A 20205-nucleotide genomic window follows, 5' to 3' on the forward strand; every position below is an offset into this window, starting at 1 on the left:
GGCCGATCTCCTTGAAAAACCCTCGCGCTCGGCCGGATGTGCGCTGGATTCCGCGTCGCTGAACCCCTCCTCCGGGGGTCAGTTGATCGCCGCGCCGGCGACGGCCCGGACGATGTATTTCTGGAAGAACAGGTAGACGATGAACACCGGCAGGCCCGCGAAGATCGCTTGCGCCATCAGGAAGCCGAGGCCTTCCGACTGGGCGAAGTTGGTCTGGGTCGAAGCCATGCCGACGGTGATGGTGAACATCTCGGGCTTGGTCGCCGAGATCAGCGGCCAGAGGTAGTCGTTCCAGGCGCCGAGGAAGGAGAAGATGCCGAGCGTCGCCTGGGCGGGGACGGTGAGCGGCAGCAGCACCTTCCAGAAGATCTTGAAGCGCGAGGCGTTGTCGAGCATCGCCGCTTCGTCGATATCCTTGGGGATCGCCTTGAAATACTGGGTCATCAGGAAGACGCCGAAGGCGCTCGACAGACCCGGCAGGATGATCGCCGGGTAGGTGTTGTGCATCTTCAGGTCGGAGAAAATCTGGTGACGGGCGATGATCACCGCCTGTTCCGGCACGGCGAGGCCGAGCAGGACCAGAACGAAGATAATGTCGCGCCCCTTGAACTCGGCGCGGGCGAAGCCGTAGCCGGCGAGCGAGGACAGGATCAGGATGCCGGCGGTGACGCCGATCGACACCACCGCGCTGTTCCACAGCCAGCGGAAGACGCCCGAGCTCTGGAAGATGTCGGTGTAGTTCTTCAGCGTGTAGGGCGGGTGGAAGGCCGAGGCCGTCGAGATCATCAGTTCCGAATTGGGCTTGAACGACAGGAGAAGCGTCCAGGCGATCGGCAGCATCCAGATGACGGCGACGAGGATGACGGACAGAAGGATCAGCTTGTTGCCGATGCCGCGGCCGACGATGTGTTCACTGGCAGCCATGGCTTATTCCTCCACGCGCTTGCGGGATGCGAAGAACTGGGCGAGCGCGGCAACCGCCATGATCAGGAACAGGATTTCCGAGGCGGCGGCGGCATAGCCGAGGTTCCAGGAGCGGAAGCCCTGCTCGTAGATGAACTGAACGATCGGGCGCGAGGCGTTGTTGGGGCCGCCCTGGGTGAGCAGTTGGGCCTGGCCGAACAGCTGGAACTGGGCGACGATCTCGTAGATGACCACGACCAGCATGGTGCGCCGGATCGACGGCAGGGTGATCGACCAGAACGAGCGCCAGCGGCTGGCGTTGTCGAGGGCGGCCGCCTCGTAGAGCTCGCCGGGGATCTGCTGCAAGGCGGCGAGGAACAGCATCATCGGCAGGCCGATGATCCACCAGATGGTGGTGATGGCGATGGCCGGCAGCGCCAGTGATGACGAGGTAATGAAGGCGATCGGCTCCAGGCCGAACAGCTTCATGATGCTGGCGATGGCGCCGTTGCCGGGCATGTACATCATCTTCCAGATGATGGTGACGATGGTGACCGACAGCACCGAGGTGCCGAAGAAGATGGCGCGCAGGCTGGCCGAGGTGCGGTCGCTCCGGTTGAGGGCGAGCGCCAGCAGAAGGCCGATCGCCACGAACACCGGCACCGTCATCAGCACGAACAGTACGGTGTTCCAGATGGTGCCGATGAAGATCTTGTCGTTGAACAAGCGGTAATAGTTGGCCAGTCCGGTGAATTTCGACGTGTCGTCGAACATGTCGGACTCGAGCATCGACATCCAGATGCCCTTGAACAGCGGATAGACCAGCAGCGCGAGGTAGAACACCATGTAAGGTGCTATGAACAGCGCGTTGGTCCAGCGCGGGCCGATCGAGGCGCCCGTCGGGCGCTTGACCGCCGCGACCGCCTTGCCGGGCGATAGCGTTGCGTCCGTCATCTCAGCCTCCGTCACTGGCGTGCGTGGTAGGCAAGGCCCGCGTCGTCGAAGAGGTGCGCGGTGGCGCCCTCGACGGCGAGGGGGACGGTGTCGCCGGGCTGAACCTGGCTGACGCCCTTGTCCTCGGCGACCAGCGTGTTGCCGTCCGTCAGGCGAATGTGGAGGTGGGTGCGATCGCCGAGGCGTTCGACCACTTCGACCTTGCCGGGAACGGCGCCGTCCGGCCGGACGTGGATCGCCTCGGCGCGAATGCCGACGCGCAGGTCGCCGCCGGTCGGCAGGATGTCGAGGGGAACGTCGGTGTCGATGGTCGAGCCGTCGCCGAGCACGGCGGTGGCGAGGCCGGCGCGATCGCGGATCGTGACGGGCAGGAAGTTCATGGCCGGCGAGCCGACGAAGCGGGCGACGAACTCGGTGGCCGGGCGGCCATAGATGTCCATCGGCGTGCCGACTTGCTCGACCTTGCGGGCGTTCATCACCACGATGCGGCTCGCCAGCGTCATGGCTTCGACCTGGTCGTGGGTGACGAAGATGGTGGTGGCGCGCGTCTGCTGGTGCAGACGGGCCAGCTCGACGCGGGTGCGAACGCGCAGCGCGGCGTCGAGGTTGGAAAGCGGTTCGTCGAAGAGATAGGCCTTCGGGTCCTTGACCAGGGCGCGGCCGATGGCGACGCGCTGGCGCTGGCCGCCCGAGAGCTGGCCGGGCTTGCGCTGGAGAAGATGGCCGATCTCGAGGATGCGGGCGGCTTCCTCGATGCGGCGGGCGATCTCGTCATGCGGCGTGCCGATGTTCTTGAGACCAAATGCCAAGTTATCGAACACGGTCATGTGCGGATAGAGTGCGTAGTGCTGGAACACCATGGCGACGCCGCGCGCGCCGGGGGGGAGGTGATCCACCCGCTCCCCGCCGATGCGGATTTCGCCGCCATTGACCGTCTCCAGCCCGGCGATCATGCGCAGAAGCGTCGATTTGCCGCAGCCCGACGGTCCGAGGAAGGCGATGAACTCGCCGGAGTGGATGGTCAGCGACAGCTCCGAGATGACCTCGACGGAGCCGAACCGCTTGGACACCGAATCCAGTTCGATGCTGCTCACCTGCATTCTCCTCCACAAAACCAGTTTTCTTCTTATGGTATGATGATAAGATTGTACGGCGAGAGGGGGCCTTGTCAATCCTCGCGTTGGACATTTTTGGCGAGAAAAAGGTACAGCTAGAGCGCGCTTCCGGCGGAAGAGCGGGACTCGCACGGTGCCGCTTTTCGCCGGGGCCTCGACCGGACACGCTTTCCGAACGGGCGGCCAGCCCGCCGGACGGCCGGGTGTCCGCCCGCCAGGTCTCAAGTGCCGGGCCGGGCAGACGGACGCTCGAATTGGTGTGGCTGAGCAGACGCGCTTCGATCGGACCGGTTCGGTCCCTTTGGCGGATGCTCCGGGAAAGAGAAGTATGTTCGAGAGAGATTCCACCATCGGCACCATGAGTGCCCAGGTCGCGCGAATCATCGGCACCCGGATCGTCTCAGGCGAGTTCGGCCCCGGCGACTCGCTGCCGATCGAAGCCGAACTCTGCCAGGAATACGGCGTCAGTCGCTCGACGGTGCGCGAGGCGGTGAAGAACCTTGCCGCCAAGCGGTTGATCGAGGTGGCGCCCAAGCTCGGCACGCGGGTGCTGCCGTTCGCCGACTGGAACCTCCTCGACCCCGATGTGCTGTCCTGGCGGCTCAGCGCCCAGTTCGACGAGCGGATCGTCGAAGACCTCTACGAGGTGCGCCAGTGCTTCGAGCCGCGCGCCTGCTATCTCGCCGCCCGCTCCGGCACCACCGACGACCATGACAGGATTTGTCGCCGCTACTCCGACATGGTGTCGATGCTCGATCAGGCGCCGCTGGCCGCCGGGGCCGAGAGCGAGTTCCACCTCGCCATCATCGCGGCGACGCACAACGGCCTGTTCGTCACCATCGGCGGGGCGGTCAAGACGGCATTGAAGGCGTCTTTCAGCCTGACGCAGAAGGATGCGAGCGGCACGCCGATCGATCTGGCGCCCTACGAGGAGGTTCTCTCGGCCATTCTGGCGCGCGATGGCGACCGGGCGGAAGCGGCGATGCGCCGCCTGCTCGGCCTGTCGCGCCAGCGCGTCCTGGCGGCCGTCGCCCATAACCGCGAGCGCGGCGGTCGCGGCTGGCGCTGAGCCGGCTCGAACTTCAGGCGCCGGACCTTTGCCCGTCCGGATCGCTTTGGCGCGCCTCGGAGGAGGCGCCGCGCCGCTTCGCCATCCGATGCGCCAGGGCCTCGAACCCGTCGGAAATCAGCACCGCCAAAACGCCGGTGATGACGCCGCCCTGGACGATGAAGGCGAGGTTGTTGGACAGGAGCCCGGCGACGATCACCTCGCCGAGACCCTTGGCGGCCACGGTCGAGCCGATGGTCGCCGTGGCGAGGCCGATGACGGTCGACAGCCTGATGCCCTCGACGATCAGCGGCATGGCGAGCGGAAGCTCGACCTTGAGGAGGCGCTGGCGGCCGGTCATGCCCATGGCCGAGGCGGTTTCCACCACGGCGGGCGGCAGCGTCGACAGACCGACGAGCGTGTTCTCGAAGATCGGCAGCAGACCGTAGAGGAACAGCGCCACGCGCGTCGGCCCCTCGCCGAACCCCATGATCGGCACCGACAGGGCTAGCACCGCTACTGGCGGGAAGGTCTGGCCGATATTGACGATGGCGCGCGACAGGGCAAGGAACTCGGCGCCGGCCGGACGGGTGACGAAGATGGCGAGCCCGATGGCGACGATGGCGGCAGCGACCGTCGACAGACCGACGGTGACAAGATGCGACAGCGTCAGGTCGAGCAGCGTACCCTGATTGTAGATGGCCGGTGCGCCGTTGTTGGTCAGCGGCGTCAGCAGGCCGGCGAAGCGATCGGGCGCCAGCAGGAAGGCAAGGAGCGCGGCGAAGACCAGAAGGCGAAGGACTGTGCCGGTGCGAATCATGCGCCGCTTCATTTCGGCCGCGCCGCCCGCTCGGCTATGCTCTCAAGGCTGATGCGCCCGAGCGGCGCCCCGGCGGTGTCGATCACCGGCGCCGCGTCGCGGCCCGACCAGAGCAACTCGCCGAGGCCCTCGTAGAGGCTCGCGTCGGCGGCAAGCGGCGCCCCTTCGGCATCGCCGGGCTCGACCGCCGCGCGAACCTTTCCGAGCGTCAGGTAGCGGAAGGGGCGGTCGGCGCTGCCGATCAGGTCGTCGACGAAGGCGTCGGCGGGCCGGGCCAGGATGTCGGCGGCCGGCGCGTATTGCTTGAGGAGGCCGGCATCCATGACGGCGATGCGGTCGCCGAGATGGACCGCCTCGGCCATGTCGTGGGTGACGAGCAGGATGGTGGTGCCGGTCCGGCGCTGGATGGCCTTGAGGTCGGACTGGGCCTTGGAACGGATGATCGGATCGAGCGCGCCAAAGGGCTCGTCCATCAGGAGAAGGGCGGGCTTGGCCGCCATGGCCCGGGCGACGCCGACGCGCTGTTGCTGGCCGCCGGAGAGTTCGTGCGGATAGCGGTTGGCGAACTGTGCGTGATCGAGCTGGAACAGCTCCATCAGCTCCTCGACGCGGGCTTCGACCTTCCTGCGATCCCAGCCGAGCAGCATCGGCACGGTGGCGATGTTGCGGGCGACGGTCCAGTGCGGGAACAGGCCGTGGTTCTGGATGGCGTAGCCGATCGAGCGGCGGAGCTCGTGGGGCGGCATTGTCGACACGTCGTTGCCCTCGAGAAAGACGCGGCCTTCCGTCGGCTCGACCAGTCGGTTGACCATGCGCAGGAGCGTCGACTTGCCCGAGCCGGAGGTGCCGACGATGACGGTGATCGTGCCGGCCTCGATCTCCATGTTGACGTCGTTGACCACGGCCGTGTCTCCGTAGACCTTGGTCAGATGGCTGAGTTCGATCATGCCTTGCCTCTGCCGGAAATCTCGATGATGGCGTCGAGCACGACGGCGGCGGCGAAGGCCAGGGCCACCGGCGGCAGCGCGCCGAGCAGGATGAGGTCGGTGGCCGTCTGGCCGAGCCCCTGGAACAGGAACACGCCGAAGCCGCCGCCACCGATCAGCGCCGCCACCGTGGCGAGGCCGATGTTCTGGACGAGGGCGATGCGAATGCCGGTGAGGAGCACCGGCAGGGCCAGCGGCATTTCCACCTGGAAAAGCCTCTGGCGGCCGGTGAGGCCCATGCCGCGCGCCGCGTCGACCACGGCGCGGGACACGCCGTTGAGGCCGACCACGGTGTTGGCGACCATCGGCAGCAGCGAATAGAGGAACAGCGCCAGGAAGGCCGGCGCCATGCCGATACCGCGAATGCCTAGGGCATGCGCGCCGGGAACGTTCATGGCGATCCAGCCGAGCGGCGCAATCAGGATGCCGAACAACGCCATCGAGGGAATGGTCTGGACCACGTTGAGGACGTTGATCAGCGGGTCGCGGACGGCCTTGATCTCGTAGGCGAGGATGCCGAGCGGCAGGCCGACGGCGATGGCGGCGGCGAGCGAGCCGGCGGCGAGAATGACGTGGTTGATTGTTTCGCGCCAGAACACGTCGGCGCGGTTTCGGTACTCGGCGACGATCGACAGATGGCTCCAGGCGCCGGATGCGAACAGGCCGACGATGAGCGTTGCGGTGACCACCAGCGCGACGATCCGCCCGGCCGGGCCGAGCTTCAGCCGTACGCTGGCATCGGTGACCAGCATGGCGGCGCCGAACAGGGCGACCCAGAATCCGCTGGCCGGGGCGACGCGGGCGTAAGGGTTGTCGGCGGGCATCAGATGGGCGCCGGCGGCGCCGGCGGCGAGCGCCAGGGCGGCGAGCGCCAGCGCGCCGAGGGCGAGGCGCACTGCCGGTCGGCGGCTTGCCAGCGCGGCTCCGATCGTGGCGGCGAGTACGGCCAGAACCGCAACCATGGTGGTGGCCGGCAACGCATCGAACAGCTGGAGGCCGGTTCCGGAGGCGATGCGGGTGGCCCGCAAGGTGGCAAAGGGAAGGGCGAGCGCGCCGATCAGGAAGGCGGCGATGACGACGCCGAAGCGATCGATCCGCGACGTGGCGGCCCGGCTCGTTTCGGCGTTTGCGAGCGTCGTCATGAAGATCCTTTGGAACGGGGCGGAGGAGATGTCCTCCTCCGCCGTAACCAGTCGTTACTTCAGGAAGCCCTTGGACTTCAGGTAGTCCTCGGCGACTGCCTTGGCCGGCTCGCCGCCGATCTGGACGCGGGCGTTGAGATCCTGCAGCGTCGTCAGGTCGAGGCTCTCGAAGATCGGCTTCAGCGTGTCGGCGATCGACGGGTTGGCGGTCAGCACCTCTTCGCGGACGATGGGGGTCGGCTGGTAGACCGGCTGCACCGACTTGTCGTCGTCCAGCACCACGAGCCCGGACGGGGCGATGGCGCCGTCGGTGCCGTAGACCATGGCGGCATTGGCGCCGTTGGTCTGGTCGGCCGCCGCCTTGATGGTGGCCGCAGTGTCGCCGCCGGACAGCACGATCAGCTGGTCGGGCGTCAGCTTGAAGCCGTAGGTGGTCTGGAAGGACGGCAGCGCCGAGGCCGAGTTGACGAACTCGGCCGAGCCGGCCAGCTTCACCTCGCCGCCCTTGGAGACCCAGGCGCCGAAATCGCTGAGCGACTTGACGCCGGCCTTCTCGGCCACGTCCTTGCGCAATGCGATGGCCCAGGTGTTGTTGGCCGGCGAGGGCGTCAGCCAGACGATCTTGTTGGCGTCGTAATCGAGCTTCTTGGCTTCCTCATAGGCCTTGGTCGCGTCCTTCCAGAGCGGATCGTCGGCCTTGTTGAAGAAGAAGGCGGCGTTGCCGGTGTACTCGGGATAGATGTCGATCTCGCCGGCGGTGATGGCCTGGCGCACCACCGGCGTGCCGCCGAGCTGGATGCGGTCCTCGACCTCGATGCCGGCGTTCTGAAGGGCGATGAGGATGATGTTGCCGAGGACGCCGCCTTCGGTGTCGATCTTCGAGGACACCACGACCTTGGCGTCGGCGGTACCGGCGAAAAGCCCAAGGGCAAGCACAGCGGCGGCATATTTCAAGTGGGGCATCACTGATCTCCTGGCTGGTCTGGTCGGGGTTGGTCCTGCTGCCTCGTCGAGGGGCGTCAAAAATAGCAGCCGCACTGCCGAAAGGTGGCAGTGGTGCCATGCCGGCGGCAAACTGCGGGCGATGGCCGACATTGCCCGGATCACCCGGAGACCAAACGCAGCGCGCCGGCCTGCGTTCCATCGAAACGTTCGGAGGGAGATGGACGGCACCTCCCTCCCGCGGAAGCCGATCACGCGGTCAAGTGTCACCTCTTGCGCGGCGCTTGTCCAGCCTTGATGCGCCGGACTTGAGACGCGTCAGGCGGCGGAGGTTTCGTCTTTTCCGGCTTCGGCGTAATAGCGGCCGATGCGTTCGACCTCGTTCTTCGAACCGAGGATGACGCCGGTGCGCTGATGCAGCCGTTCGGGCGCGATGTCGAGGATGCGCTCGTGGCCCGAGATCGCGAGTCCGCCGGCCTGCTCGATGATGAAGGCCATCGGGTTGGCTTCATAGAGGAGGCGCAGATGGCCGCCCCTTGGCGCATTGTCGCGGTCGACCGGGTACATGAAGACGCCGCCGCGCATCAGGATGCGGTGCACCTCGGCCACCATCGAGGCGATCCAGCGAGTGTTGAAGGCGCGGCCGCGCGGTCCTTCCGGTCCGGCGACGCACTCGCGGACATAGCGCCGGATCGGCGCCGGCCAGTGGCGCTCGCGCGAAGCGTTGATGGCGTACTCGCCGGTGTCCTCGGGAATGCGCATGTTGGGGTGGGTGAGGACGAAGACGCCGATGTTGTGGTCGAGCGTGAAGCCGTTGACGCCATGGCCCGAGGTCAGAACCATCATGGTCGACGAGCCGTAGATGGTGTAGCCGGCGGCCACCTGCCTGACGCCGGGCTGCAGATAGACGGTCTCGTCGGCGGGATCGGCGCCCTCGGGCAGCCGCAGGATCGAGAAGATGCTGCCGACCGCCACGTTGACGCCGATGTTGGACGAGCCGTCGAGCGGATCGAACAGCAGGAGATAGCGACCGTCGGAGCCGCGCGAGATCCGGGCGTCCTCCAGTTCCTCTGAGGCGACGCCGGCCCAGTTGCCGCTCTGGTCGGTCATGTAGAGGAAGATGTCGTTGGCGAGAACGTCCAGTTCCTTCTGGTCCTCGCCCTGCACGTTGCGCGAGCCGGCGTAACCCATGGTGCCGGCCATGGCGCCCCGGTTCACCTCGTTGGAGATCGTCTTGCAGGTGGTGCAGATGTCGGTCATCAGCGCCGTGAAGATGCCGCTGCCGCCGAGCCGGCGCTGCTCCTGCACCAGAAAAAGCGGCAGGGTGATGCGTCGATAGGTCATGATCTCTCCTGAGGGAGGTGGGAGGGTGATCGTCGATGCTGCTTTGCGAGGCTAATGCGCACAAAACGGGCCGTGTTTATGGTCTTCGCCTCGATCAAGCGCAATTCAATGAAGCAAAACTCGAATTCGTTCGGTGAGTTGTCTAGATTTATATATTCAATGATAGTCTGGTGAGAGGGCGACAAAAACTATCCGTTTGGCGATTTTATCGTTAAGCTTGGCTTTGCATGGCACATATACGGAAAATGGATGGCTCGACGCCGCGTCTGTCCTTGGCTTGATGATGTGCAGTCTGGGTGGATGATGGCGCGAGAGCGGGCTTTCAATCCTTTGTCGGAACGCTATGCTCTCCCGGTTTCCGCAGCCGGGAGCCGATCATGCTCGTCCTCGACGCCAATGCCACCTCGGCCGCACTCGACTATTCGGCGTTGATCGCCGGGCTGCGCGAGATGTTCGCGGCCGGAGTGACGGCGCCGCTTCGCCACGTCCACGGGCTGCCGCGTTCAGGAGAACCGGATGCCACGCTGCTCGTCATGCCGGCCTGGATGGGCGACGGCAGCCACGGCGGCGTCAAGATCGTCAACGTCGTGCCGGGAAATGCCAGCCGTGGCCTTTCGGCGGTGACAGCGAGCTATCTGCTATTCGACGAGACGACCGGCGCCCATGTGGCTCTCATGGATGGCGCCACGCTGACAGGCCGGCGAACGGCGGCGGCTTCGGCGCTCGCGGCGTCCTATCTGGCGCGTGCCGATGCCCGCACACTGCTGGTGGTCGGGGCAGGCCATGTCGGCTCGGAAATGCCGGATGCCTACCGTGCCGTGCGGCCCATCGAGCGGGTGCTCGTGTGGAATCCGACGCCGGCGCGGGCCGAGCGACTGGTGGCCCGGCTTCGGGACAAGGGGATCGAAGCGGAAACGCGCGAAGATCTCCAAGCGGCGGTCGGCGAGGTCGACATCATATCCTGCGCCACGCTTTCCCGGTCGCCGCTGATCCATGGCGACTGGCTGAGGCCCGGCCAGCATCTCGATCTCGTCGGCTCCTTCACACCCGAGATGCGCGAAGCGGACGACCGCGCCGTGACGCGCGGCCGGGTGTTCGTGGACGGTCCGGCGGCGGCGGTCGAATCGGGCGACATCAAGGGACCGATGGCGTCGGGCGCGCTGAAGGAGATCGCCGGTACGCTCTACGATCTCTGCGGTGGTGGCGTCGAAGGGCGGCGTTCAGCGTCCGAGATAACGCTGTTCAAGTCGGTTGGCCTCGCTGTCGAGGACCTCGCCGCCGCGCGCGTCGCGCTCGCGTCTCGGCGGCAGGACTGAGGCGTCGCCGAATAGCCCGCCCGCCGACTTCAGGTCGACCACTGCCTTGACCGGCAGGTGGTCGGAGGCGCGCCGGGCGACCGGGCTGTCGTGCACGCCGAAATCGGCGACCAGTCCGTCGGGCCAGCCGAAGATGCGGTCGAGCGGAAACACCGGCCGGCGCGAGGGGAAGCTCGGCACCGCGTCGGCTGTCTGGAACAGCGGCGACAGGCGCTCCAGCGGCGAGTTGGCCCGACCGGGCCTCCATTCGTTGAAGTCGCCGCACAGGAGCGTCGGCATCGGTTCGCGCGCTTCGAGCTGGGAGCGCAGGCGTTCCATCTGCAGGCGCCGGGTGTGGCTCAACAGGCCGAGATGGGCGGCGACGACGCGCAACGGGCGGCCACCGATGTCGAACTCGGCCAGCACTGCCCCGCGCGGCTCGGCATGCGGCAGGTGAAGACGCTCGGCGCGGATGATGGTGCCACGCCGGTAGAACAGGGCATTGCCGTGCCAACCGTGGCTCATCGGCCGGGCTGCGAGCGGCACCAGGGTAAGGCCGGTTTCCCGCTCAAGCGTGGCGAGGTTGAGCCGGCCCTTGCGGTCGCCCAGCCGGCGGTCGGCTTCCTGCAGCGCGATGATGTCGGCGTCGATCTCGGCGATCACCGAGATGGTGCGGGCCGGATCGTAGGTGCCGTCGTTGCCGATGCCCTTGTGGATGTTGTAGCTGGCGACGCGGACGAGGTCGCAGCCGTCGCAGGCCGGCGCCACCGCCGCGGCATCGGGCGCCCGGCCGAGCCGGACCAGGCGGCCGACGCCGTCAAGCAGGCGGGAAAGGCTGGCAAACTGCCCGGCCATGGTGTTCGAGCCTCATCGTCCGATTTAGGGAGCCAATCTCCAGATGGATGGGCGTCGGTTCCCGTGCTCATGCGATAGCAGCGGAATGGCGGCGAGAAAAGGGCGGGGGCGATGAAACCGCCGGATCGCGCGGAACCGCTTCCCCGGGATCTGGTTGTCTCGGCGTGCGTGCCACCCCTTCGCCGCGCGATGCGAGGCCCGGATCCCATCCGGATCCCGCGTCGACAAGGGCGGCACTCTTTCGCAACACGAGGTGACCATGAACGGTTCCGCTGCGTCGCGCCTTTTTTCGCAATTTGCCTCCACGATATCCGAGCTGTCCGGCCGCCCCACGACCTTCATCCTCGCGGTGGGGATGGTCGTGGTCTGGGCGATCTCGGGGCCGTTCTTCGGCTTCTCCGAAACCTGGCAGCTCGTGATCAACACGTCGACCACCATCGTCACCTTCCTGATGGTGTTCGTGCTGCAGAACTCGCAGAACCGGGACGGCAAGGCCTTGCAGGCCAAGCTCGACGAGCTGATCCTGACCTCGAAGGCCCAGAACAAGTTCATCGGTATCGAAAAGCTGGACGAGGATGAAATCCGCGAGGTCAGCGAGGCCTTGGAACAGAAGGCCGAGATGCTGGAAGGCGTGGCCGACCGCCGAGCGGAGGAGATGGAGGAGAAGGCCGGGAAGACGAGCGAAAGCCGCTAGTCGGAATGCCTGTGGCGGGGCCGACTTGCGCCGGTGCAAAATCAGCCGGCTCTCCCCGAAAAGTCGGTCAAGGCGCAATTGACATCTTCGAGGTCGATACGTATGGTCCGCCCGAATTCGGGCAAGGGGGTTCAGCCCTCCTGGCATCGGGATTGATGACGTCGGGCATCGACCCGTCGGCGGCGCGTCTTCGGACGCTGACGCCGTTGGGCGTGTCGGCAAGGATGGACCAAATGAAGATCAAGAACTCTCTCCGGGCCCTGATGACCCGCGACCGCAACAATCGCATGGTCCGTCGCAAGGGCCGCATCTACATCATCAACAAGAAGAATCCGCGCTACAAGGCCCGCCAGGGCTGATGTTAGGCGGGCTTGCCGCCCGCCTTGGCGCCAGGATGCACTCGACGATCGCTGCCCGGGGAGGTACCTTCCCGGGTATGCGTGTTTTTGTGCCCTTCGTGTTGCTCCTCGTGATTGCCGTCGGATCGGCTTCCGCCGACGACGGCTTGCCGCCGCCTGCGTCGAGCGGGCGTGAGCGGTTGACCTCGGTTGTTCCGGCCGACAGGACTGCCGAGCTGAACGATCTGTTTGCCCGCCTAGCGGCCGCCCGCGATCGCAGGGAGGCCGCTGCCATCGAGACGGAGATCCGGCGGCGCTGGGCATCGAGCGGCAGCGCCACCTCAGATCTCATGCTGTCGTGGACGCAGAAGGCCGTGGCGGCCGGCGACGCTGCCGGAGCGCTCGACATTCTCGACGAGTTGACGGTGCGGCAGCCGGCCTTCGCCGAGGCCTACTATCGGCGCGGCACCTTGCATCTTCTGGCTGGACGTCTGTCGCCGGCGCTCGGCGACTTCCAGACCGTACTGCGCATCGAGCCGCGTCATTTCATGGCGATGAAGGACCTTGCCGTTTTGCTTGAGGATATCGACCAGCACGAGCGGGCGCTCGAAGTGCTGCGCCGTCTGCAGGCGGTCGATCCGCATTTCGACGGGCTCAGCGAGGCCATCGAGGCCATCGTGGCCGGCAGTCACGGGCGCGATATTTAAGCACTCCGCCATAAGAAAAGGGCCGAATCGCTCCGGCCCCTTTTCAGTTCGCGTGCATTGCTAGCGATCAGATCCCCGACTTGCCGTCGGCGCCGATGCTGGCGATGCGCAGGAGGTTGGTCACGCCCGCGGTGCCGAAGGGCACGCCGGCGGTGATGATGATGCGATCGCCGGGCTTGGCGAAGCCCTCCTCGGCGGAGATGCGGCTGGCGCGCTGCACCAGGTCCATCAGCGAGCGGGCGTCGTCGGTCACCACCGAGTGGATGCCCCAGACCAGCGCCAGGCGGCGGGCCATCGAGCGGTTGGGCGACAGCGCCAGGATCGGCGTCGACGGGCGCTCGCGGGCGGCGCGGAGGCCGGTGGCACCGGAGGCGGTGAAGCAGACGAGGGCGGCGATGCCCAGCGTCTCGGCGATCTGGCGGGCCGAGGCGGAGATGGCGTCGGCCGGGGTCGCGTCCGGTTCGCCGCGCTGGCCGGCCAGGATCGAGTGGAAGTGCTCGGAGGCCTCGACCTCCTCGGCGACGTGGCTCATGGTCTGAACCGCCTCGACCGGGTAGGCGCCGGCGGCCGATTCGGCCGACAGCATGACCGCGTCGGCGCCTTCGAAGACGGCATTGGCGATGTCGGACACCTCGGCGCGCGTCGGTACCGGCGACTGGATCATCGATTCCAGCATCTGCGTGGCGACGACCACCGGCTTGCCGGCCTTGCGCGTGGTGCGGGTGATGCTCTTCTGAACGCTCGGCACCTGTTCGAGCGGCAGCTCGACGCCGAGGTCGCCGCGCGCCACCATGATGGCGTCGCTGAGTTCGAGGATCTCGTTGAAGCGCTCGACGGCCTGCGGCTTCTCGATCTTGGCCATGACGCCGCACTTGCCGTCGACGATCTCGTGCACTTCCATCAGGTCTTGCGGACGCTGGACGAAGGACAGAGCGATCCAGTCGACGTCGGCGTCGAGGGCGGCCGTGAGGTCGGCGCGGTCCTTTTCGGTGAGAGCGCCGGAGGTGAGGATGGTGTCGGGCAGGCTGACGCCCTTGCGGTCGGAGATCTTGCCGCCGACCTCGACCTGGGCGATCGCCACCTTGCGGTCGTTCTCGACCACGCGCAGCCGAAGGCGGCCGTCGTCGATCAGCAGGCGATGTCCGGGCTCGAGCGCGTCGATGATTTCCGGATGCGGCAGGGTGACGCCGGTGACGTCGCCGTCGAACTTCTCGCGATGGAAGGCGAACTTGGCGCCGATCTCCAGAAACACTGGCCCATTGGCGAAGGTGCCGACGCGGAGCTTGGGGCCCTGCAGGTCGGCGAGGATGCCGATCGGGCGACCGGCCTCGGCCTCGACCTCGCGAATGGTCGACACGTAGTAGCGCAGCTTCTCGTGATTGGTGTGGCTCATGTTGATGCGGAAGCAGTCCGCACCCGCCTGGTGGAGCCGGGCGATCATGTCCTTGTCGGAGGAGGAGGGGCCCAAAGTTGCAAGAATCTTGACCTTGCGGTTACGTCTCATTTCGCCCCGTTTCCTTTTTGGGTCGGCTGGTAGAGGTGTACGGTCCAGCTGCGTTGTTCGGCGGTGTCGACCTCGAAGAACCCCGTCCGCTCATAGCCTCGGGCGACACAGTTTTCGACGCCGCCTATTGTGAACATCTTACGTCTCGTACACATGAACGCCTTGCCGCCCCATTCGCCGCCGTGTTGGCTGTCGACCGCGTAGAGGTAGTAATAGCGCGAGGTGAGAGCGCCGGAGAGCAGCGTTCCACATTTCGATCCGCCGATGTTCCACCAGCCTTCGGAGCGCCAGCCGTCCTCGGACTTGTAGCCGATCGCCACGGAAATGGTGCCGTCGGTCTTGTTGCAGAGCCTGAGGTCGGCCTTCGCGGGCGTCACGCCGGCGAGGACGAGGAAAGACAATGCCGCAGCAACAAGCGCCGACCGCGTCTTTCGTACCGGTCCCTCATGTGCCGCCATCGGTTTTCCGTCCGCCAACGATCCTTGTCCGGTGCTCATCGGAGAATGCCCCGCCTTATCGCGTGACCTACGGCAAAATGTCAACGTATAATTACGCAAGGCGCCGCACTGTCCCGCCGTATCCGGTCTCCCATGAACATTAACACGCATCCTCAAAGGCTTACGCTCCAGTCTTTGGTCGCGTCCGGAGGACGCGGGGTCATGATCGCGGCCGGGCGATCCAGATGCCGCCAAGGATCATCAGGCCGCCCAGCCCCTGGCTCCAGCCGATCGCCTCGCCGAACACGAGGAAAGCGAGGGTGGCGGCGGCGATCACCTCCATGAAGATGACCAGCGACGAAAAGGCGGCCGAGAGATATCCGAGCGCGAAGGCGAGCAGGCCCTGTCCGCCGATGTGGCTGACATAGGCCAGCGCGGCGAGCGTGGCGACGCCGGTCAGCGAAGACGGCAGAAGCTTCGGCTCGAAGGCAAGGGCGATGGCGCCGAGGCAGAGCGCGGTGACCGCCGTGGCGCCGAAGGTGACGGTGCCCGTGCTGTGCTGGCGGCGGGCGGCGCGAACCGCGAGGAAGTAGGTGCCGAAGCCGAAGGAGGTGCCGATGCCGTAGATGTCGCCGATCAGCTTGTCGGCATCGAGGGTGTAGGAGCCGCCGAGCAGCACCGCGCCGCCGAGAATGCAGACTATGACGCCGCCCGCCTCGCGCCGGCCCACCCGCTCGCCGATGAACAGGCCGGAGAACAGCAGCACCCAGATCGGCGCCATCGACGACAGGAAGGTGGCGTTGGCGATCGAGGTGTTGAGGATGGAGAGGTGCCAGAAGAACAGGTCGACGGCGAAGAAGACGCCGGCGAGCCAGATGGCCTTCGAGCGAAAGGCGGCGATCAGCGCCTTGCCGCCGCCTTCGCTTGCCGCCCAGATGGCCAGCACCGGCACTGCGAGCGCGACGCGCCAGAAGGCGCTGGCGAAGGGGCCGACGTCGGCGATGCGGACGAAGACCGGCGATATACCCATGGCGACGGCGCCAAGGCAGAGAGCGAGGAAGGCCACGACCTCACCGGGGCGGGCGGACAACGGCAACGATCTGGCGACGGACATGAACGGACCTGTAGACGGCAGCCGTGGGGCGGGCCGCGGCGAAAGTGCAACGGTCGGCAGGTCGACGGCGCCAGCGGGTGGATCTCGACTTTATCCGACCGATAGCAGCATTTAGGATCGTTCGCCATGCAGGACCCGACGGACGACGCTCCTTTCACATTTCTTCCCGGCAATGAGGCGGGCGGTCTTCTGATCCTCGCCGATCACGCATCCAACCGGGTGCCGCCGCCTTACGGCAACCTCGGCCTGCCGGCCGCAGAGTTCGAACGGCACATCGCCTATGATATCGGCACCGAATGGTTGGTCCGGCGCCTCGCCGCCCTCACCGGCGCTCCGACGCTGCTCACCCGCTTCTCGCGCCTCTTGATCGATCCCAACCGTGGCGAAGACGACCCGACGCTGGTGATGCGTCTGTCGGACGGGGCGATCGTGCCGGGCAATGCCCGCGTCGACGCCGACGAGCGACAGCGGCGGATCGCGCTGTTCCATCGCCCCTATCACGAGGCCATCGACGGCCTGATCGATCGGATGCTCGCCACCGGCGTCACGCCGGTGATCCTGTCCATCCACTCCTTCACGCCGGCCTGGAAGGGCGTGCCGCGTCCCTGGGACATGGCGATCCTGTGGGATCGCGACGACCGCATGGTGGCGCCGGCGCTCGCCGCCTTCCGCGACCGTGGCCTCGTCGTCGGCGACAACCAGCCCTACGACGGGGCGCTCCGCAACGATACGCTCTATCGCCATGGTACGGCGCGCGGCCTCGCCCACCTTCTCGTCGAGGTGCGGCAGGACCACATCGCCGATGAGGCCGGCGCAACCCACTGGGCGAAGACGATTTTCGAGGTGGTGGCGCCGCTGGCGGCGCGGCCGGAGATGCGCAAGACCGCCTTTTACGGATCGCGCACGGATGACGTACGCGTGTGAATGGACGCTCGAAAACGGTTGACGGGCCCATGAAGTTCGGACTTCATGCCGCCCTCACGGGCGGCGGCCCCGCCCGGACCCAATATCAAGATCGGCAGGACAATATCCCATGAGCATGGAATCGGCAGAATCGCAGGGCGGCGTCGCGGCGGGTGAGCTCCGGCAGTTCATCGAGCGCATCGAGCGCCTCGAAGAGGAAAAGGCCGCGCTCCAGGACGACATTAAGGACGTGATGGCCGAGCTCAAGGGTCGCGGCTACGACGTCAAGGCGGTCCGCTCCATCCTGAAGCTCCGCAAGCAGGACCCGGACGAGCGCCAGGAGGCGGAAGCCATCCTCGAACTCTACATGAACGCGCTCGGCATGGTGTAAGCGGGCTCTTGGCGTCCACCGTCGACTGAGGCCATCGCGATGGCCTGGCAAGATTGGAAGACGCCTCTTCTCCGCGCTTGACAGCGAACGGGTGTCGGCCTAGCAATCTGTATCGTTTCAAGGAGGCGTCGCGCCGTCCGCCGGTGACCGGTGGCGGAGGGCGCCTTCTTCGTGTGGATCCCATGACCGCCCCATCGATCACCCCGTCCGTTCCGGCGCCCATTCGGCGCGACCGGCTGACCTGGGCCGCCTACCTGGCGCTCGCCCAGTTCACCTTTTTCCTGAATATCCAGGGAAACATCATCCCCTTCCTGAAGGACGAGTTCGACCTCAGCTACCGGGTGGTGACGTTGCATCCGGCGGCGGTGGCGGCCGGGCTGATCGTCTGTGGCCTCTTCGGCGAACGGCTGACCCGCAGGTACGGTCGGCTGTGGTCGGTGATGCTGGGGCTCGCGGGAATGGCGCTCGGCGCCATCGCCATCATCGCCGCGCCGCATCCGATGGTCAGCATCCTCGGCTGCTTCCTGATGGGCGCGGTCGGCTGCCTGGTGCTGATCGTCGTGCCGACGCTGCTTGCCGACTGGCATGGCGCCAATCGCTCGGTGGCGATCGGCGAGGCCAACGGCATTTCCTATGTGGCGTCGTTGACGGCGGCCATGGCGGTCGGCCTGTTCGTGGCCATCGGTTTCGGCTGGCGGGCGGCGCTGCTGCTCGGCGTGGTCCTGGCCGGCCTGCTGCTCCTGTTCCTGCGCGGCGTGCCGATGCCGGCGGCGAAAGTGCCGGTCGCCACCGACACGGGCAATCGCGGGGGCCGCCTGCCGGCGGCCTACTGGCTCTACTGGCTGACCATCATCGCCTTCGTCGGCGTCGAGCAGTCGGTTCTGGTCTGGGCGACGGAGTTTCTTGTTCGCGTCAAGGAGGTGCCGGTGGCCTCGGCGGCGATCGCTGCCGGCGCCTTCTCGCTGGGCATGCTGGTCGGCCGCCTGTCGTCGGCTTTCGTGCTGACCCGCATAGCGGCGGCGCGGGCGCTCTATCTCTCGGCGATCGTCACGGTGCCGGCCTTCTTCCTCTTCTGGAGCGCGCCGAACCTGCCGGTCGCGGTGGTCGGCCTGTTCGCCGTCGGCCTCGGCTGCGCCTTGCAGTATCCGCTGACGCTGACCAAGGCGATCGTTACCGCCGGTCCGTTCGGCGAGTTGGCGACGGCGCGCGCCTCGCTGGCGAGCGGTCTCTCCATCCTCGTCATCCCCTGGGCGATCGGAGCGCTGGCCGATCGCGTGGGATTGTTGACGGCCATATCGGTGTTGCCGGTCCTCACCGTCGCGGCGGTGGCTTTCCTGTTCGTCGGCGAGCGGCTCGTGCGCCAGTGATCACTCGGCGCCAAGGCCCAGGGCCGCCTTCACCTTCGGCTCGAGGGTGAGGCTCCGGTCGTCGCCGATCACCGCGAAGCCCTTCCCGGCGCTGGTCAGGCCGGCGGAGTAGACCGTCCAGGGAAATCCCCCGTCCTCGGCGGCGGCGCGCGTCGCCTCGATGAGAGCGATCCGTGCCGCCGGATCGGCCTCGTCCTGAAAGATGCCGAACTCGCCGAGCAGGACGCGCTCGGGCGGAACACCGTTCTCGCTCGCCCAGTTGCTCACCCGTTGGAAGTCGGCGGCGATGGTCGCCGGGCCGGCTTCGCTGGCGCGATAGACGTCGAGCGCCTCGCCAACCGCGAGATCGAGTTCCCGGCGGCGCGCCGGATCGGCCACCTCTTTGGCGATGCGGCCTCTTGCCGCGCGCAGGAGCCGCTTGCCGGCGCCCTCGTCGAGTCGGCTGGCCGGATAGGGCAAGTGGGTGAGGTAGCGGCCGGGACCGTCGACCCAGGGGCGGCCGGCGTGGCTGACGGCCATGGGGTCGTAATAGTGGAAGGTCCAGACGATGTTGGGGTCGTCCGCGAAAGGCGCCGGGTCCAGGCGCGTCAGCCCGTCGATGCCGCCCGAACGACCGCCGGTCAGTACCAGCGTCAGCGTCGGCGCCGCCTGACGCGCGGCCTCGCGCAGCGCGGCCAACTGGTCGGGCCAGCGGTCGGTCAGGGCGAGGTAGGACCCCCAATCCTGGTTGGGCTCGTTGATCGGTTCGAGAAGGGTCTTGTCGGGGGGGAGGGTGGCGAGGCGACCGGCGAGGCGCGTGACGAGGGCGAGGTAGCGGTCCCAGAGGATGGGCGGATGGTCATCGGTGCCGAGCACGTCCTGCAACCCGTCGGGCCGCTCCTGGTCGACAGGCAGCAGGTGCATGTCGACGATGACGGCAAAGCCCACGGCCTGAAGCCGCTCCGTCGCCGCGACGATGCGTCCGATCAGCGGACCGGCGCCGTCGTCGCCCGCCCAGAGCAGGGCGGCGGCGTCGATGTTGAGGCGGACGAAGTCGAAGCCCTCGGCTTTCAGGTTGGCGAGTTGACGATCATCGATGCGTCCCATCCAGTCGGGAAAGTTGCTCCTGTCGAACTCGGGCGCGAGAAAGGCGTCGCGGGCGGTCCACGTCTGCCAGACCTCGAAATTGATGCCGCGCTTGAGGACGGGCGCGGCCGTGGCCGGCAGCACGGTGAGGAGCGCGAGGCAAACCGCCGCCAGACGGGCGAGAGGCACGGAACGGGGCATCGGGTTCTCCTCCTGGCCGGGCGGGGGCCGGTGACGGGATCATGCCGGGACGCTGCGATCGACGCAACGGACAGGTGCGG

At 66.9% G+C, this 20205-nt stretch carries 21 protein-coding genes; 8 read left to right on the forward strand and 13 right to left on the reverse strand.

The window, feature by feature from the left end; all coding sequences use genetic code 11:
- Nucleotides 1-78: 78 nt before the first annotated feature.
- Genes M4J39_RS17200 through M4J39_RS17210 form a run of 3 tightly spaced genes read right to left on the reverse strand, consistent with a single transcriptional unit; the run spans nucleotide 79 to nucleotide 2957 of the window.
- Complete coding sequence (locus M4J39_RS17200) at nucleotides 79-924, reverse strand: carbohydrate ABC transporter permease (protein WP_251729645.1); 846 nt, start codon at nucleotides 922-924, stop codon at nucleotides 79-81.
- Between the two features lie 3 nt (nucleotides 925-927).
- Nucleotides 928-1857 (reverse strand): carbohydrate ABC transporter permease, encoded by a 930-nt coding sequence (locus M4J39_RS17205; protein ID WP_251729646.1) that lies wholly within the window; start codon nucleotides 1855-1857, stop codon nucleotides 928-930.
- 11 nt (nucleotides 1858-1868) lie between these two features.
- Nucleotides 1869-2957: an ABC transporter ATP-binding protein gene (locus M4J39_RS17210; protein ID WP_371875474.1), complete on the reverse strand. Its 1089-nt coding sequence runs from the start codon at nucleotides 2955-2957 to the stop codon at nucleotides 1869-1871.
- Nucleotides 2958-3300: 343 nt separating this feature from the next.
- Here M4J39_RS17210 and M4J39_RS17215 point away from each other — a divergent pair, with 343 nt between their 5' ends.
- Nucleotides 3301-4041: a FadR/GntR family transcriptional regulator gene (locus M4J39_RS17215; RefSeq protein WP_251729648.1), complete on the forward strand. Its 741-nt coding sequence runs from the start codon at nucleotides 3301-3303 to the stop codon at nucleotides 4039-4041.
- A 13-nt stretch (nucleotides 4042-4054) separates the two neighbouring features.
- Here M4J39_RS17215 and M4J39_RS17220 read toward each other — a convergent pair whose 3' ends face one another.
- The 5 genes from M4J39_RS17220 to M4J39_RS17240 form a co-directional block, all read right to left on the reverse strand.
- Nucleotides 4055-4840, reverse strand: coding sequence for an ABC transporter permease (locus M4J39_RS17220; protein ID WP_251729649.1), 786 nt, complete (start codon nucleotides 4838-4840; stop codon nucleotides 4055-4057).
- An 8-nt stretch (nucleotides 4841-4848) separates the two neighbouring features.
- On the reverse strand, nucleotides 4849-5787 hold the full coding sequence (locus M4J39_RS17225; protein ID WP_251729650.1) for an ABC transporter ATP-binding protein: 939 nt from the start codon (nucleotides 5785-5787) through the stop codon (nucleotides 4849-4851).
- Nucleotides 5784-6968 (reverse strand): ABC transporter permease, encoded by a 1185-nt coding sequence (locus tag M4J39_RS17230; protein WP_251729651.1) that lies wholly within the window; start codon nucleotides 6966-6968, stop codon nucleotides 5784-5786. The genes M4J39_RS17225 and M4J39_RS17230 overlap by 4 nt, the downstream gene beginning before the upstream one ends.
- Before the next feature lie 54 nt (nucleotides 6969-7022).
- Nucleotides 7023-7931 carry an ABC transporter substrate-binding protein gene (locus tag M4J39_RS17235; RefSeq protein WP_251729652.1) on the reverse strand — a complete coding sequence of 303 codons (909 nt, stop codon included), beginning with the start codon at nucleotides 7929-7931 and terminating at the stop codon, nucleotides 7023-7025.
- A 297-nt stretch (nucleotides 7932-8228) separates the two neighbouring features.
- On the reverse strand, nucleotides 8229-9254 hold the full coding sequence (locus M4J39_RS17240; protein WP_251729653.1) for a class 1 fructose-bisphosphatase: 1026 nt from the start codon (nucleotides 9252-9254) through the stop codon (nucleotides 8229-8231).
- Between the two features lie 377 nt (nucleotides 9255-9631).
- Here M4J39_RS17240 and M4J39_RS17245 point away from each other — a divergent pair, with 377 nt between their 5' ends.
- Nucleotides 9632-10570 carry an ornithine cyclodeaminase family protein gene (locus tag M4J39_RS17245; RefSeq protein ID WP_251729654.1) on the forward strand — a complete coding sequence of 313 codons (939 nt, stop codon included), beginning with the start codon at nucleotides 9632-9634 and terminating at the stop codon, nucleotides 10568-10570.
- On the opposite strand, the gene M4J39_RS17250 is transcribed toward M4J39_RS17245, so the two are convergent.
- Nucleotides 10475-11404, reverse strand: a complete 930-nt coding sequence (locus tag M4J39_RS17250; RefSeq protein ID WP_251729655.1) for an endonuclease/exonuclease/phosphatase family protein — start codon at nucleotides 11402-11404, stop codon at nucleotides 10475-10477. The genes M4J39_RS17245 and M4J39_RS17250 overlap by 96 nt on opposite strands.
- Before the next feature lie 259 nt (nucleotides 11405-11663).
- Here M4J39_RS17250 and M4J39_RS17255 point away from each other — a divergent pair, with 259 nt between their 5' ends.
- The 3 genes from M4J39_RS17255 to M4J39_RS17265 all read left to right on the forward strand — a co-directional run bounded on the left by M4J39_RS17255 (nucleotide 11664) and on the right by M4J39_RS17265 (nucleotide 13143).
- The gene (locus M4J39_RS17255; protein WP_251729656.1) at nucleotides 11664-12098 is read left to right on the forward strand and encodes a low affinity iron permease family protein; all 435 of its coding nucleotides are present in this window, start codon (nucleotides 11664-11666) and stop codon (nucleotides 12096-12098) included.
- A 233-nt stretch (nucleotides 12099-12331) separates the two neighbouring features.
- On the forward strand, nucleotides 12332-12457 hold the full coding sequence (gene ykgO, locus M4J39_RS17260; protein ID WP_026783921.1) for a type B 50S ribosomal protein L36: 126 nt from the start codon (nucleotides 12332-12334) through the stop codon (nucleotides 12455-12457).
- Between the two features lie 77 nt (nucleotides 12458-12534).
- Nucleotides 12535-13143: a tetratricopeptide repeat protein gene (locus tag M4J39_RS17265; protein WP_251729657.1), complete on the forward strand. Its 609-nt coding sequence runs from the start codon at nucleotides 12535-12537 to the stop codon at nucleotides 13141-13143.
- A 67-nt stretch (nucleotides 13144-13210) separates the two neighbouring features.
- Here the strand turns inward: M4J39_RS17265 and pyk are convergent, their stop codons facing one another.
- The 3 genes from pyk to M4J39_RS17280 all read right to left on the reverse strand — a co-directional run bounded on the left by pyk (nucleotide 13211) and on the right by M4J39_RS17280 (nucleotide 16198).
- Nucleotides 13211-14647: a pyruvate kinase gene (gene pyk / locus M4J39_RS17270; RefSeq protein WP_251729658.1), complete on the reverse strand. Its 1437-nt coding sequence runs from the start codon at nucleotides 14645-14647 to the stop codon at nucleotides 13211-13213.
- Nucleotides 14644-15105 (reverse strand): DUF1036 domain-containing protein, encoded by a 462-nt coding sequence (locus M4J39_RS17275; RefSeq protein ID WP_251729659.1) that lies wholly within the window; start codon nucleotides 15103-15105, stop codon nucleotides 14644-14646. Before M4J39_RS17275 ends, pyk begins: the two co-directional genes overlap by 4 nt.
- A gap of 199 nt (nucleotides 15106-15304) precedes the next feature.
- Nucleotides 15305-16198, reverse strand: a complete 894-nt coding sequence (locus M4J39_RS17280) for a DMT family transporter (RefSeq protein WP_251729660.1) — start codon at nucleotides 16196-16198, stop codon at nucleotides 15305-15307.
- A 126-nt stretch (nucleotides 16199-16324) separates the two neighbouring features.
- On the opposite strand from M4J39_RS17280, the gene M4J39_RS17285 reads away from it, so the two are divergent.
- The 3 genes from M4J39_RS17285 (at nucleotide 16325) to M4J39_RS17295 (ending at nucleotide 18859) form a co-directional block, all read left to right on the forward strand.
- Nucleotides 16325-17122 carry an N-formylglutamate amidohydrolase gene (locus M4J39_RS17285; protein WP_251729661.1) on the forward strand — a complete coding sequence of 266 codons (798 nt, stop codon included), beginning with the start codon at nucleotides 16325-16327 and terminating at the stop codon, nucleotides 17120-17122.
- Between the two features lie 115 nt (nucleotides 17123-17237).
- Nucleotides 17238-17492, forward strand: coding sequence for a DUF2312 domain-containing protein (locus M4J39_RS17290; RefSeq protein WP_251729945.1), 255 nt, complete (start codon nucleotides 17238-17240; stop codon nucleotides 17490-17492).
- Between the two features lie 182 nt (nucleotides 17493-17674).
- Nucleotides 17675-18859, forward strand: coding sequence for a sugar MFS transporter (locus M4J39_RS17295; protein WP_251729662.1), 1185 nt, complete (start codon nucleotides 17675-17677; stop codon nucleotides 18857-18859).
- Here the strand turns inward: M4J39_RS17295 and M4J39_RS17300 are convergent, their stop codons facing one another.
- Nucleotides 18860-20125, reverse strand: a complete 1266-nt coding sequence (locus tag M4J39_RS17300) for a glycoside hydrolase family 5 protein (RefSeq protein ID WP_251729663.1) — start codon at nucleotides 20123-20125, stop codon at nucleotides 18860-18862. It lies immediately after the preceding gene.
- Nucleotides 20126-20205: the final 80 nt, after the last annotated feature.

The sequence above is a fragment of the Pleomorphomonas sp. NRK KF1 genome, from assembly GCF_023721755.1.
Lineage (GTDB): Bacteria > Pseudomonadota > Alphaproteobacteria > Rhizobiales > Pleomorphomonadaceae > Pleomorphomonas.